The organism is Allobosea sp. 05T422_2, from assembly GCF_056396265.1.
Genome location: NZ_JBFTLD010000162.1, coordinates 1 through 14,757, shown reverse-complemented (window position 1 = coordinate 14,757; position 14,757 = coordinate 1). Strand labels below are relative to the sequence as shown.

At 60.8% G+C, this 14,757-nt stretch carries 10 protein-coding genes, 1 tRNA gene and 1 pseudogene; 7 read left to right on the top strand and 5 right to left on the bottom strand.

Going from position 1 to position 14,757, the window contains the following annotated elements; translation table 11 throughout:
* Nucleotides 1-105 precede the first annotated feature (105 nt).
* Nucleotides 106-1,224 carry an integrase gene (locus AC1DJT_RS23720; protein ID WP_476834987.1) on the bottom strand — a complete coding sequence of 373 codons (1,119 nt, stop codon included), beginning with the start codon at nt 1,222-1,224 and terminating at the stop codon, nt 106-108.
* Here AC1DJT_RS23720 and AC1DJT_RS23715 point away from each other — a divergent pair.
* Nucleotides 1,200-1,286, top strand: a tRNA-Glu gene (locus tag AC1DJT_RS23715). The two genes, AC1DJT_RS23720 and AC1DJT_RS23715, sit on opposite strands and share 25 nt — an antisense overlap.
* Here the strand turns inward: AC1DJT_RS23715 and AC1DJT_RS23710 are convergent.
* The gene (locus AC1DJT_RS23710) at nt 1,246-1,527 is read right to left on the bottom strand and encodes a hypothetical protein (RefSeq protein WP_476770723.1); all 282 of its coding nucleotides are present in this window, start codon (nt 1,525-1,527) and stop codon (nt 1,246-1,248) included. The genes AC1DJT_RS23715 and AC1DJT_RS23710 overlap by 41 nt on opposite strands.
* A gap of 513 nt (nt 1,528-2,040) precedes the next feature.
* Between AC1DJT_RS23710 and AC1DJT_RS23705 the strand changes: the two genes are divergently transcribed.
* The 5 genes and pseudogenes from AC1DJT_RS23705 (at nt 2,041) to AC1DJT_RS23685 (ending at nt 8,134) form a co-directional block, all read left to right on the top strand.
* Entirely contained in the window at nt 2,041-3,063 is a 1,023-nt protein-coding gene (locus tag AC1DJT_RS23705) for a helix-turn-helix domain-containing protein (RefSeq protein WP_476770722.1), read from the top strand.
* 367 nt (nt 3,064-3,430) lie between these two features.
* On the top strand, nt 3,431-3,808 hold the full coding sequence (locus tag AC1DJT_RS23700; RefSeq protein ID WP_476770725.1) for a pyridoxal-phosphate dependent enzyme: 378 nt from the start codon (nt 3,431-3,433) through the stop codon (nt 3,806-3,808).
* A 530-nt stretch (nt 3,809-4,338) separates the two neighbouring features.
* Nucleotides 4,339-6,722, top strand: a pseudogene (locus tag AC1DJT_RS23695) (arylsulfatase).
* 142 nt (nt 6,723-6,864) lie between these two features.
* A complete protein-coding gene (locus AC1DJT_RS23690) occupies nt 6,865-7,209 on the top strand; it encodes an HdeA/HdeB family chaperone (RefSeq protein ID WP_476775627.1) in 345 nt (114 codons plus the stop codon).
* 112 nt (nt 7,210-7,321) lie between these two features.
* Nucleotides 7,322-8,134 carry an acid phosphatase gene (locus tag AC1DJT_RS23685; protein WP_441504460.1) on the top strand — a complete coding sequence of 271 codons (813 nt, stop codon included), beginning with the start codon at nt 7,322-7,324 and terminating at the stop codon, nt 8,132-8,134.
* A 482-nt stretch (nt 8,135-8,616) separates the two neighbouring features.
* Here AC1DJT_RS23685 and AC1DJT_RS23680 read toward each other — a convergent pair.
* The 3 genes from AC1DJT_RS23680 to AC1DJT_RS23670 all read right to left on the bottom strand — a co-directional run bounded on the left by AC1DJT_RS23680 (nt 8,617) and on the right by AC1DJT_RS23670 (nt 12,223).
* Nucleotides 8,617-9,683, bottom strand: a protein-coding gene (locus AC1DJT_RS23680; protein WP_476834986.1) for an IS630 family transposase whose coding sequence is annotated in 2 segments (ribosomal slippage) — nt 8,617-9,197 and nt 9,197-9,683 — 1,068 coding nt in all. Because the reading frame shifts where the segments join, the coding sequence is not laid out codon by codon here.
* A gap of 378 nt (nt 9,684-10,061) precedes the next feature.
* Nucleotides 10,062-10,826 (bottom strand): slipin family protein, encoded by a 765-nt coding sequence (locus tag AC1DJT_RS23675; protein ID WP_476834985.1) that lies wholly within the window; start codon nt 10,824-10,826, stop codon nt 10,062-10,064.
* Nucleotides 10,823-12,223: an NfeD family protein gene (locus AC1DJT_RS23670; RefSeq protein WP_476834988.1), complete on the bottom strand. Its 1,401-nt coding sequence runs from the start codon at nt 12,221-12,223 to the stop codon at nt 10,823-10,825. Before AC1DJT_RS23670 ends, AC1DJT_RS23675 begins: the two co-directional genes overlap by 4 nt.
* Nucleotides 12,224-12,521: 298 nt before the next feature.
* Here AC1DJT_RS23670 and AC1DJT_RS23665 point away from each other — a divergent pair.
* Nucleotides 12,522-14,757 (top strand): UPF0182 family protein (locus AC1DJT_RS23665; RefSeq protein ID WP_476834984.1); only part of this gene is annotated, 2,236 nt, incomplete at its 3' end.

Below are 14,757 nucleotides of genomic sequence, written 5' to 3'. Positions count from 1 at the left end.
GCTCTCGCCCGAACCTTTCGCCGAGTTCCGTGCCGGCGCCCACGCCAGACCATACCCAGCCTGACACGCCGCAAACGGCAGTGGCCGATGTCGTCGGGCGCTTGCTCAACATCCCCGCCAAAACTCGGCTTTCTCAACGACCCCACGCCGCACGCGCTCCCATGTCGCCGGGCCAATCTGCTTGTGCACCCAATGAAGCAACAGCGGCTCATGCCCCCGCCGCCCGGCGATGAGGGGCCGCAGGTGGCCGAGCACATCATCGCCCACAGGAATGGCAATACGCGGCTTCGGCTTGACGGCACGGCCCTTGCGGCTTGGCGGAACCATGACGCGCGAAGTCCCCGGCTGCACGTCCGCGACGGTCAAGGCCGCGATCTGCGAAAAGCGCATCCCGGTCGCGGCCAGCAGCAGCACTAGCACGCCGAGGTCGGTGTTTTCGGTGAAGGCGGCATCTATGGCCGCGCGAATGTCGGCATCCGGCAAGATGATCGCGCGGGCTTGAGAAGCCTCGGGGATGGCTTTTAGCCCGCGTTCGACCTCGCGGGGCAGGGATGGCGGCAGCAGGCGCCAATGCTCGTCCACAGCCCGGCCAAGGGCCGCGCGCAGGTCGCTGGCTGTGCGGTTGACGGTCGAAGGGGCCAGTTTCGGATCGAGCCGGCTCCGCCAGCCTGTCAGGGCGGTTGCTGTAATATTTGCCAGCGTCATGCTGGCGAGCTTGTCGCGCAGGACGTGTTTGCCCAGCCGGGAGCGGGCATCAGCCCCGGCGCGGATGCTGCGGGCCACGCGCATGGCAACGTAGTCCTCCACCGCCTGCTTGACCGTGATGGCTGCTGTTGCGCCGCCGGAGGCCGCCTGCGTCTTGACGCCTTCCGCCCAGYCGATGGCCGCCTGGGTCGCGGCCGTGAAGGTCAGGGCGCCTTCCGGCGCCCTGGCATCGTCGGCCGCCCCAATCGTGCATTCGCGCCGTGTGCCCTTGCCGACATGCTTGGCGATCCAGACCCCGCCGCGCGGGCCTTTGCGATAGCCGAGCTTGAGGCCGCTGCGCGCCTGCCCAATTGACACCCAGACCGGGGCCTTGGCCTCGGCCAGCCTGCGACGGCGGGCGGGAGTGTCGAGTTGAAAGTTTCCCACAGAACTTCCCACATTGATGCCGTTGACAGTGCCCATGTGGATGACAGAAAAATTCAATGATTTCAATATAGAGTGTGACGTGAGTGACGTCATCTTCCATAATCTGTCGCCCTCTCACGGCGAAAACAGGGGTTCGAGTCCCCTAGGGAGCGCCATTGCGGCCAAATGAGCCTGTTTTATAGGGCTTATTTCCTTCATTTGTCCCACTTCCGGTCTCGGTGGGACGATTGTCGAGTCAGCCAGAAGCTTCTTCATCGCTGAATCCGCCATCTGCGGCTTGCGTGCTTCGCGGGTGTATCGCTCCGCCTCCTCAAGCGTCCGATGCCCCGTAATGGACATGAGTTCGTGGGCAGTGGCCCGGCTTTCTGCCAGCCGTGCGGAGATGGCCTTGCGCAATCCGTGGGGTGCGACTGTGGGTTTTCACCGGACATTCGTGGACTAAGAACGCTGAGCGCTGTACCCATCTGTGACGTCGACATTGCGCGCCTGGACAGTGGTGAGATCATCTTCGCTGAACTACGCAGCCGCAACGGATCTCGTTTCTGGATCGTTCCCAAGTAAGATTCGTAGCGCGGCGCGTGCGCGTGAAGCCTGATGCAGCGTGACGATCAGCATCGTTTGGCATCGCTGGTGATCTTGCTGCMGTTGTCACGGACGATCATCTTCCACCCGCCGCGCTCGACGATCACGCGGTCGCGTTTGCGGGTGACCGGGAACTCACTTTACGGTGGTGCGCAATTCGGCATCCTTCCTCGGAGAGCTGTCTGCTGAAAATCTCTTCTATCCCAAGGCGTTAGTATCCTATAAATTCGATCAGAGCGTTGCTTTACTGGCGTTATTAACGTAAGGGTACAGGAAGGTCTGATAGTTATTTCCTAGAATAATTTGTTAATGATGGACGGAAATTGGATGAATGTTGTCCATGCATCATTCTCTACGGAAGAACTTTCTCCGAATAAGCAGTTCGACGCTTGGCGCGGATGGTTCGGAACTGTTTTCAATGCGGTCATTGACGAGCCCGAAGCAGGATTTGTGGCTACCTGTGAAACCTGGAACTTCGGCGGGTTTGGCTTAAGCCGGGTTCAAGCTCCCAGGTTGCAAGCCATTAGAAGCGCCGGCCTTATTCGCCAAAATCCGATCGACCATTGGAACATCGCGGTCGGCAGAAAGCGAACAGCGGGAGAGGTGGGCGGTCATCGTGCTATCGATGTTCCTGCCGGAGTACCTTACGTTTCCTCGCTGGGGCGGACGCTCACGAGCGCCAGAGACGATGATGAGCGGGTTCAGCTTTATCTCCCACGAGATAGCTTTCCGGAGCTCGCGGCCGTCCTGGACGGGATGGATGGAAGAGCGATTCCAGGAGCGATGGGCCAACTACTAGGGGACTTCCTGGTGTTGTTGGCGAGGAATGCACCGGCTTGTTCCGGAGCGAATGCGCCGGCTCTACAATCCGCAGTCCGGGGGATGGTGCTTGCCTGTATTGCTCCGTCAAAAGACAGTGCTGCCCAGGCGGCCACCCCGATCGCAGTTGTGCGTAAGGATGGCGTTCGAAAAATAATCGATCAAAATCTACATAGGCTCGCTTTTGGTCCTGACTTCCTGTGCCGAGAAGCAGGTATGTCGCGTTCTCAGCTTTATCGCCTGTTGGAAGCCGAAGGCGGGGTAAAGAACTATATCCAGCGGCGGCGTCTCAAGAAATGTTATTCCGAGCTATCAAGGGGCACCAATCTCCGCCCGATCGCAGCTATTGGCGAGGAAATGGGGTTTGCAGACCCCTCAGGTTTCACCCGAGCGTTCAAAAAGGAGTTCGGGATGAGCCCGTCAGAGGTTCGAGCCACCCAATTTATGCATTCAATGAGCAGTCCTAACCCGCAGGGTTTGCCAAGCCAGAGAATAAACGGTCTTCGCGACATTCTGGAAAAAATGGCGTGACCGTCCTCTGCATCCCCGAACCACCGATCGCCGGCTGGGGCGGAAAGCGCATCGGATCGCTGCCACGCGAAGCCGATTCCTTCCAGCGGATCGCGGCGCGCGAATTCAGCGCAGGTGCGTGCCGGCCCGATCGTCGATAGAATGACGGCGTAGGAGCGCGACGCAGCGGTCCAAGTCCCAGAGCCGAAGCGCAGCGGCGGCATGTCGAGGGGATCGACTTCCTTGATGGGCTCCAGGTCGCGCTGGCGTTCGGCGCGGTGCACGGCCATTACAGACTTGGCCAGGCCAATTACGTTCTCCAGATGACTTGCCGCGGCGGTCTTGCTTGTTCCGCCTGCGCCGAGTCCGAAGGGACCCCAGGCGGTGAATCATCGCTGGAGCCGCGACCGTTGCAACAGAAGCGATGGAGCAGGCATCTGTTCTCGGCGCGGTTCCCGACTTGTTTATCGCTACCGCATCGGGCGGAGGCCTATCGGCGGGCTGTGCGCTCGCGATCGCTGGTAGCGGTTCCACCATGCTTGCGGTCGAACCATTCGGCTTTGACGACCTCGCGCGAAGCCTTTCTGCTGGACGTCGGGTGGCCATAGAGAGCCACGCGACATCGATATGCGATGCTCTGCTTGCCCCTATGACAGGCGCGTTGCCCTTCGACATTCATATGCGATCGGGAACCAAAGTGGCCGTGTCGCAGACAATCACGCCCGCGCCGCAGTATCCGCATTGTATGCGGAGTTCGGCTTGGTGACTGAGCCCGGCGGAGCGCTATCGGTAGCTGCCTTGCTTGCCGAACCAATTCTGCTGCAAGGCCGCACTTCAATTGCAGTCGTCAGTGGTCGGAATTTGGATAAGGAGCAATTCATCAGCATGATTTCCGAGGCATGACGGTCGCCCCGGCTTGATTCAGCGCTGAGTTCGTTTCCAGCGATCTTGGAGCCGTTTCCCACGGAACAAGCGCCGGCGATCACCGAATCGTTGCTTTTTGCAAGGCCGAATCCCGAGGGGATTCGTGATCGGCGATGACGGACCATTGCCGGTTGCGACTGGCGCGAAATGGCAAGACGGGCAGGCTGCCCATGCCCGAAATGCTCGCAACGGAATTCGCCTGCTGATCGCAGACCGATCCGGCCTTCCTCGCCGATCGCAAGGCCGCGAAAGCGGAGGTGAATGCAGTGAACGCGACGCGGGCAAGCGCGATGCCAGATTGCGCTGCCGAGGCGATCGATATGTCGACAAGCCATGTCGGGTTCAGATGTGTCGTTCGGAACGGAGAATTGAATGAAACGGCCTCTTAGTCACCAATTCAGAGCGCGCTGGTTGGGCGTAAGCACGACGCTCCTGATGTTGGGATCGCCCGTGGCAGMCCAGGACTCGCTGCCGTTTCCGCCAACGCCCTCCGGGAGCAAAGCCGGACCGACGATCGCGGAGTCGACCTACAGCCCCCTACCGGTGAAGTCGCATCTCCCTGCCAATGCGCCGAACATCGTCGTGATCATGCTCGACGACGTCGGCCCGGCGCTTCCGAGCACCTTCGGCGGCGTGATCGATACACGCACGTTGAGCCGGGTTTCCGGAGACGGGATCACCTATAACCGCTTCCACAATGCCGCGATGTGCTCACCCACCCGAGCGGCGCTGCTGACCGGGCGCAACCACCATCGCGTCGGCTACGGCCAGATCGCCGAACTGGCGAATGACTGGGATGGCTATTCAGGCCGGATCCCGCGCACATCTGCGACCGCAGCGAAGGTCCTTGGCTATTATGGCTACGCGACGAGTGCCTTCGGAAAATGGCACAATACGCCCGCCAACGAGACCACGGCCGTCGGCCCATATACGAACTGGCCGGCGGGGCAGGGGATCGGCTTCGACTACTTCTACGGGTTCCTTGCCGGAGAATCCTCGCAATGGGAGCCTGCGGTCGTCGAAAACACGGTCCGGGTGAATCCATCCGAAGGGAAGAAGGAATATCACTTCACCGAAGACATGACCGATAAGGCTGTCTCATGGATGAAGCAGGTCCACGCGCTGACGCCGGATCGACCGTTCTTCATGTATTGGGCCCCGGCGCCTCCCACGGTCCGCATCACATCTTCAAGGAATGGGCGGACAAATATAAGGGCAAGTTCGACGAAGGCTGGGACGTCATGCGCGAGCGCGTCTTCGCCCGCCAGAAAGAACTCGGCTGGATCCCGAAAGACACCGAGCTGACGCCGCGGCCGAAGACCCTTGCCGCATGGGCCGATATTCCCGAGGACGAAAAGCCATTCCAGCGTCGGCTGATGGAGGTGTTCGCCGGATACACCGAACACGCCGATGCACAGGCTGGCCGGTTGATCGATGCCCTGGACGAGCTCGGCATCCGCGACAACACGCTGGTCTTCTACATCTGGGGCGACAACGGTTCTAGTGCGGAAGGCCAGAACGGCACGATCAGCGAACTCCTGGCGCAGAATGGCATTCCTTCCGAGATCAAGGACCATATCCGCACCATGAACGAGCTCGGCGGCCTGGATGTGCTCGGGTCGCCCAAGGTCGACAACATGTACCATGCCGGCTGGGCCTGGGCCGGCTCCACGCCGCACCGGTCGACAAAGCTGATCGCCGCACATTTTGGCGGAACGCGCACGCCGCTCGCGGTGTCCTGGCCGAGCCGGATCAAGGCGGACAAGGCGCCGCGTCCGCAGTTCCATCACGTCAACGATATCGTGCCGACGATCTACGACATCCTGCAGATCACGCCGCCGAAGCTCGTCGACGGCATCAGCCAGGACCAGCTCGACGGCACCAGCATGACCTATTCCTTCGCGTCCCCGACGGCGCCGGACCGCAAGAAGGAGCAGTATTTCGAGGTCATGGGCAGCCGCTCCTACTACAAGGACGGATGGATCGCTTCGGCCTTCGGACCCAGAGTGCCCTGGCAGACGGGCGTCGATCCTTCGATCATGACATGGTCGCCGAAGGACGATGTCTGGGAGCTCTACGATCTCAAGAAGGATTTCTCGCAGGCGAAGGACGTCGCCGCCGCCAATCCMGGCAAGCTCGAGGAGCTGAAAAAGGCTTTCGAGGTAAGCGCGAAAGACAACAAGGTCGATCCGGTCGGCGGCGGGCTATGGTCGGCGATCTTCCACCCGGAAGACGCACCGTCCAATCCCGCCAAGACCTTCAACTACACGCAGGAGGTCGTCGGCGTTCCCGAGTTCACGGCGCCGCGGCTCGGATCACGCGGCAACCTCGTCACCATCGATGCGGATCTGCAGCCCGACTCGAAGGGCGTGCTCTACGCGCTCGGCGCCATCTCGGGTGGTGTCGCCCTGTGGGTCGAGAACGGGAAGCTCAACTACGAGTACAATCTGTTCGAGATCGAGCGGACGCAGCTGGAAACGTCCGCCCCGCTCCCGACCGGAAAGGTCAAGATCGAAGTCGAAACACGCAAGGCCAGCGGCGTCCGCCCCGCGCCTCTCGACATCATCATCCGGGTGGACGGCAAGGAGGTCAGCAAGGGGCGTGTTCCACGCTCGGCAGCGTTGACCTTCACGGCCAATGACGCCTTCGACGTCGGCCGGGACAGCTATTCCCCCGTCTCGCTCGCGTATTTCGACCGCAAGCCCTTCGCCTTCAACGGCAAGATCCGGCATCTGAAGGTCGACTATCTCGACTGAGCGCCGACCAGCCGGAGGCGGCGAGCACGATTTTCGCCGCCTCCCGTCAAATTTCGATGACGCGGAAACTCCACTCTTCAGAGCCGGGCGGAGGCACATTCTGGCCGAAGCCGCTGCTGACTCACGAACGGGAAATTCGATGATGAAACCACTCGCCTTTGTTCTTGCCGTTACGCTTTCGGCGGCGCTGGTCCCGGCCCAGGCCCAGACGGAATTGAGCGCCTATGCCGACAAGAATGGGTACGTCAATGTCCAGAAACTGACCTGCGGGCAACTCGCCGGGACGTTCCAGGAAGATGCGAACTTTCTCGGGGTCTGGTACAGCGGCTGGTATAACGGCCTCGGAAAGAAATCGTCCGTCAATTTGCCCAGGGTCAAAGAAGGGATCCATGAGCTGATCGTCTATTGCAAGGCGAACCAAGGATCGACGATCATCAATGCCATCGATGTACTTTTGAAGGCTGAAAAAGCGCGCCGCGCCCAATGACGTGGCGGTCCCTACCTGGCCGGCCCGGGCAGGGACCGTCTTCGTGAACAGCCGCGCGAGCGGTCGCGCATCAAAATTGGTCTCTTTCACGGAATTTCGAATGAATAGGATGATGCGTTTTGCTGCGGCGTCGTGCCTGGCACTTTTGGCTGCGGGCGCGGCTCTGGCACAGACAACACCGGATGTCCCTTCCTTGCAGGCACCCGATCTTCACCTGGATCTCCTGCCCGCCTATTTGAAGACAAACGATTTGCCCGACAGCCTGAAGCTGCTTCCGCCGCCGCCGGCCGAAGGATCAGCCTCGCTTGCGCGGGATGAGGACGCCAGGCGGGCAACGGTTCCCTTGCGAGGGACGGCGCGTTGGGACCTGGCCAAACGTGATGCCGATCTGAACTTTCCGCAGCCGGCCAAGAATTTTTCTTGCGCCATGGGGTTTTCGATCAACGCGGAAAACACGCCCCAACTCTATACGTTGATGCGGAGGATGTTCCTGGATGTGGGGCTCTCCACCTACGGCATGAAGAACAAATTTCACCGCACTCGTCCTTTCGTGGCCCATTCCGAAACCACGTGCACGCCTGCCGACGAAAGTGTTCTGCGGACCGATGGATCCTATCCGTCAGGCCATTCGGCAGTCGGGTGGGGTTGGGCACTTGCATTGGCGGAAATCAATCCGGAACGTTCGAACGAACTCCTGGCCCGTGGCCTGGCATTTGGACGGAGCCGGGTCATCTGCAACGCGCATTGGCAAAGCGATATTGAGGCGGGCCGGACCATGGCCGCAGCGACCTTCGCCCGACTGCACGCTGATGGCTCGTTTGTGGCCGACATGAAGGCTGCGCGCGAAGAGGTTTTAAAGATGCGTCAAGCCAATAAGCCCGCTAGCGGCTGCGATGCGGAAGCCGCAGCGTTCTCTGCGCAATAAGACCCCAAGCACCGGCTCGATGCTGCGCGGCCATATTTCGAAATAGATTGGAACCGAATCAAATGCTCGCAAAAATTGTCCTGACCTCCATCGGCGTTACTTTCCTCGTCCTGACATCGTTGGGGGCGCAGGCGATGCCGATGTCATCCGCTCTCTCGCAAGCGAAGGCATACGGCGTCACAAAGGTCGCGGGCGGATGCGCTGTCGGCTTCTATCGCGGGCCGCTCGGCGGCTGCGTTCGGGCTGGGGGGGGGCGTCGTCGTTGCGCCGCGCCCCGTGGTTGTCGCTCCTCGCCCGGTCGTCGTTGCTCCCCCGCCCGTTGTGGTCGCTCCTCGCACGATCGTTCGCCCGCGCCCCGTCGTCATTGATCGACGGCCGATTGTGATCCGTTAGGTCGTGCCGCGCTCGAGCACATCGGTCTGAAGCGGAAGAAGTAAAATGCATAAATATCTGAACTTCATGGCCCGTTATACCAACGGCCCTTATGCTTGACCGATATGCGCCCAGTGTCTCAATCCGATGGATGTGATGGTTCTTGGCTGATCGACGAGGCGGTTCCATGCCTCGCAGGCGGCGTCGATGATGTCGTCGTAGCTGTCGAAGACGCGGTTTGAGAACCAGTTTGCGCGCAGATATTGCCAGATGTTCTCGACCGGGTTCAGTTCGGGCGAGCGCGATGGCAGGAAGATCAGGGAGATGTTTCTCGGCACGACGAGCTTGGCGGTTGTGTGCCATCCGGCGCGGTCGAGCAGCAGGACGGCATGGGCGCCCCTGGCGACCGCCACGGCGATCTCATCGAGATGGGCCTGCATGGCGCAGGTATCGGCGAAGGGCATGGCGAGCGCCGCGCCAACGCCCCGTGCCGGGCAGATCGCTCCGAACAGATAGGCGCTCTCGTAGCGCTGGTCGGCCGGTTGGCGCGGCCTGGTTCCGCGTCTGGCCCATTGCCGGACGAGGCCGTTCTTCTGGCCGATGCGGGCCTCGTCCTGGAACCAGAGTCCGATCGGCCTGCGCCGGGGGATGTGAGCGAGATGGGCCTTCAGTGTCGCCGCGAAGTTTTTTTGAACGCCTCGATCACGCGCTMATCCTGCGCCGGATGATGGGGCCTCGCGCTGATATGGGAGAAGCCGATCTGCTTCAGCAACTTGCCGATCGTGCGCTCGTGATAATCGATGCCAAAGCGCTCAAGGATGATCTTCTGCAGGTCGATGCGCCGCCAACGCACCACGCCATCGACGGCGCGGTCGGGGCCGGTCTCGACGATGGTCGCCAGGGCGGCGAGTTGATCGATCGAGAGCCTGGGCGGATGTCCCTTCGAGCGGATGTCCTTCAGCCCGTCGGGGCCGCCTTCGTTGAAGCGGTGAACCCAGTCGCGCAGCGTCTGGCGGTCCATCCCGCCGATCCGCGCAGCCTGCTCCCGGTCCATGCCATCGAGAACCGCCGCCAGCGACAGAAGCCGGCGGCTCTGGTTGGCGTGCCTCGACCCCGCCGCGAGCCGTCGCAGATCGACGGCCGAGTAGTCCGTACGAAGCTTCACCGCAGCAGCCATGGTCGCGCCCATGGAATCAGCGAAACCGATCGCCGAAAAGGCCCCGTGAGTCAGCCTCAGTGGCCGTTGGTATTAGTAACAGGCTTAGGATTGCCGGCCGGCCCAGGGGCGGCGCAGGAAAATCCCGYCACGGCCATCGGCATCGCGCTGGAACCGGACGCAACAATGGTCAAACACGCGTAGGCTGCCAATGCCCGCCTACGCGAGGTTTTCCCAAAGGGCTACGCATTGGATGCAACGCACCGCCCGCACATCACGATGCTGCAGCGGTTCGTCCAGACGGCAGCCCTCGACAAAGTCTACGCTGCGGTTGGCGATGTCCTTGCCATTGAGAAACCACCTGGATTGGCGCGCCATTCTCCAACGCGATGACCAAGGTCACGTTGTTCCGCTCCGCTGCGGCTTCAGATGGTCGAGCAGATCCATTGGTACAGGAAAGACCACGGTCGAGGATCGCTCTCCCGCGATGTCGTGAAGCGCCGCGAAATAGCGTAACTGCATCGGCTGCGGTTCCTGGGCAAGTATCCGACCTGCCTCGACCAGCTTCTCGGCGGCTTGCTGCTCGCCCAGCGCGTTGATCACCTTCGCGCGCCGAAGTCGTTCCGCCTCGGCCTGCTTGGCGATGGCGCGCACCATGTTTTCATTGAGATCGATATCCTTGATCTCAATGTTGGTGACCTTGATGCCCCAGGCGTCGGTTTGCTGATCGAGAATCTCCTGGATGTCGGCGTTGAGTCTGTCCCGCTCCGCGAGCATCTCGTCCAGTTCATGTTTTCCAAGCACCGAGCGCAGTGTGGTCTGTGCCAGCTGGCTGGTCGCTATCATAAAATTTCCGACTTTGATGATTGCGCGCTCGGGATCGATGATGCGGAAGTATAGAACGGCGTTTACCTTGACGGAGACGTTATCGCGGGAAATCACGTCCTGTGGCGGCACGTCCTGAACCATCACCCTGAGATCGACTTTCACCATCTGCTGGACGAACGGAATCAGAATGATGAGGCCCGGGCCTTTCACGCCGGAGAAGCGTCCGAGCGTGAAGATGATACCGCGCTCGTATTCCCGCAGGATGCGAATGGCCGAAGAGAAGAATACGATCACGGCGATCGCGAGCAGTGCATAGATCAAACAATCGAGCATCACCGCGCACCTCCTTCGCCGGCGGTCAGTCCCGGCCGCCGACGCACCATCAGCGTCAGATCCATGATGCTAGCCACCTCGACCATCTCTCCTGGTCTGAAGGCTTCCGCGCTGCGTGCTTGCCAGCGCTCACCCTGTGTGAAGACGTGGCCTTCTCTGTCAGCCCAGTCGAGGACCTCGGCGGACAGGCCGCGCATGGCTTGTGCACCGACACGTGCAGGACCTTTGCGGGCTCGCCTAAGCGAACTGAATATGACGACAATCAGGCCAATGAACATCGCCGCCGCGATGCCAATGACCCACCATGACAAGCGATATCCCGGTGCTTCGACTTTGAAGAGCATCATCGCTCCGAGCACGAAAGCGATGATCCCACCGATGCCGACGATCGCAGTCGGAGTGAAGGCCTCGATCGTGAAGAGTGCGATCCCCAGCAGCATCAGCGCGAGGCCGGCATAGTTGATCGGCAGCATGTTGAGGGCATAGAGACCCAGCAGCAGACAAATCGTGCCGACCACCCCGGGCGCGATGGCGCCGGGAGACGCGAATTCGAAAATCAGACCGTAGACGCCGACCAGCAGAAGAATGAAGGCGACGTTGGGGTCGGTGATGACCGACAGAAATTGCGAGATCCATCCGGGATCGAGCGCCCCGATCGTTGCATCCTTCGTCGCCAGATGCCGGGTTTCGCCACCCGCAATTTCCACGACGCGACCATCGATTTGCTTGAGCAGCTCAGTCGGGTTGCGCGCGATGAGATCGATGACATTCGCCTGCAACGCAGCGCTGGCGGAAAGGCTGGCTGCCTCGCGGACAGCTTTCTCGGCCCAATCGGCGTTGCGTCCGCGCAACTCGGCCAGGCTGCGGATTGAGGCGACGGCATCGTTCGTCATCTTCGCCGTCATCGCCTCCGTCGGCTCTGTTTGCTGGGCGCTATCTTTCTTGTCCTTGCCGTCCTTGTCGGTGGATTTGCTCGGCAGACCGGGTACCGGACCGCCGATCTGTACCGGCGTCGCCGCGCCGAGATTGGTGCCCGGCGCCATTGCTGCGATGTGCGTCGCATAGAGGATATAGGTGCCCGCGCTGGCCGCGTGGGCGCCGGAAGGAGAGACGTAACCGACGACAGGAATGGATGAGGCCAGCACGTCTGCGACGATCTCGCGCATGCTGGTCGCGAGGCCGCCCGGTGTATTCAGACGCAGAATGACAACTTCGGCGCGTCGTTCGTTTGCCTTGGCCAGAGCGTCTTTCACGTAACCGGCCGTCGCCGGTCCGATCGCGCCGTCGACGGAAATGATCAATGCAGCTCTGCTGTTCTCCCCCGTCGCGGCGGAAAGGGGAGAGAACGCCAATGCGGCGGCTGCAATTGCCGCGACAAGGGTCGCCTGTACCGTCTGCACAGCAAGGACTCCCTCAATCACGGCGATATGGGGGATATCCCCGACGACCTCAATATGATCGCGATTGCCAATCCGCAGTTCGCCGGCCGATAGCGGATGCGAGAGCCGCTGGRGATGACAGGCGGCGTCGCGAGGACGCGATCGGCTGATCCGGTCTGCCCCCAAGAGTTCGAAACAGCTTCACTCGTTCCACGGTCCCGGCGATAGAGTTTTGAGCATCGGCGTCGCGTCGCCTTGACGCGCGATCCTGATCACGAAGGAAGCGGCAGGCGTCCCTCATTTCCGCTATAATTGGACCATGACGATCGGGATCGCCGGACCCGGACGGAAGGCGCCACGGCAGAACGCCGTGGTCAGGCTCGTCATTGCGGCCGTCGTCGTCGGGCTTTGCCTTGTCCTGCTCGGGCTCGCGAGTGACTGGCTGGTCGATTGGCTGTGGTTTTCCTCGATCGGTTATCTGCAGGTCTTTTGGACAACAATCGAAGCTGAAGCTGTCGTCTTCTTTGCTGTCTGGACGGCGACTGCCGTCGTTCTTTGGCTCAACGGATGGCTGGCCGTGCGTTTTGCCCGGCGGCCGCCGATACAGGCTGTCGCCGGCCTCACGTGGCAACCMCCGGGCACCGTGCTGTTGCCCGATCTGCTCGCGCTCGCGCGCGATCGATTGCCCTGGCCCTGGGTTGTTGCAGGCGGTGCTGGTTTGYTCGCGCTGCTCGTCGCCGCGGCGGAAGCCGGCAATTGGGGCATCTTCCTGCGGTTTCTCTATCAGGTGCCATATGGCGCAGACGACCCGCTCTACAACAAGGACATCGGCTTCTATCTCTTCTCATTGCCTGCCTATTTCCTCCTCAAGAACTGGATGTTGCTCACGCTTGTTTTGAGCGCGCTCTTCGCCGGAACGATCTACTGGGTGCATGGCGAGATCGAATACGACGTGCCGCGGCGATCAATATCGCAGACAGTGATCGCTCACGGCTCGGCAGTGCTCGGTCTTCTCTTCGCGGTGAAGGCTTGGTCCTATGGTCTCGACCGCTATCTGCTGCTCTATGGCGATAACGGTGTGGTCGTCGGTGCCAGTTACACCGATGTCCATGTGGGGCTACCGGGCCTGTGGCTATTGATCGGGTTTTCGATCATCGCGGCGTTCGCCGCGTGGGTAAACATCTGGATGCGTACCTACTGGCTTCCTGCCGCAGCGTTCATGCTCGTTGCCATCGGCTCAGTCGTGCTGTCCGGCGCAGCCCCCGCGCTGTTCCGGCAGTTCTTCGTCAGACCAAGCGAGTTGCAGCTGGAGAAGCCGTATATCGAACGCAACATCGCTTTCACCCGGCAGGCCTATAATCTCGATCAGATCGAAGCCAAGCCGTTTGCCGCGGAACAGAAGCTATCTCTCGACACGCTAGCGGCCAACAAGGCGACAATCGAAAATATCAGGCTGTGGGACCAACTGCCCTTGTCGGATACTTACGCGCAGCTGCAGGAGATTCGCACCTACTACAAATTCCATGATCCTGACGTTGATCGCTACTGGCTCGATGGTTCCTACCAAAGCGTGATGCTTTCGGCTCGCGAACTACGGCCCTCGTTGCTGCCGCCGAATGCCCAGACATGGGTCAACCGCCACGTGCTGTTTACTCACGGCAATGGCGCGGTGATGAGCCCGGTCACCCGAAAGAGTACCGAAGGACTACCCGTCCTCTATTTGCGGGATATCCCACCCGTCGCAGACGGAGGTCCCAAAATCCTTGAGCCGCGCATCTACTACGGCGAAGAGAGCGACAGCTACGTCATTGTCAAGGGAAGCACACCGGAGTTCGATTATCCGAAGGGCAAAGACAATGTCTATGCGGCCTATGACGGCACAGGTGGCGTTCCGATCGGAGTGATGGCGAGCAGAATGCTGTTCGCCTATTACTTCAACGACCCGAACCTGCTCCTCTCAAGCTATATCACTGCCGATAGCMGGATCATGATCCGCCGCAACATCCAGGAACGGGTGCGAACGATCGCTCCGTTTCTCCGGCTCGATCATGATCCCTATCTGGTCATCAGCAATGGGCGGATGCTCTGGATGCAGGATGCCTATACGACGAGCTCCTATTTCCCCTATGCGCAGCCTGCGCAAGATGGCGATCTCAACTACATTCGAAATTCGGTGAAGGCTGTCGTCGATGCTTACAGCGGGGCCGTCGATTTCTACCTGATGGATCCCGGTGATCCGATTGCCGCGACCTACCAGCGCATCTTTCCGGGCCTGTTCAAGCCGTTCGCGGCCATGCCTTCAGACCTGCAGAAGCATATTCGCTATCCGGAGGACCTGTTCCTGGTTCAGGCGCGGCTCTATCAAACCTACCACATGGAGGCGGCCGACGTTTTCTATAACCGCGAAGATCTTTGGCAATTCCCCCTGCAACCGGGGGGCGGCGGCACCGCGATGATGACGCCCTATTACATCATCATGAGGCTGCCCGGAGAATCGCATGCTGAGTTTTTCCTCATGCTCCCGATGGTGCCCAGCCGCCGCGACAACATGATAT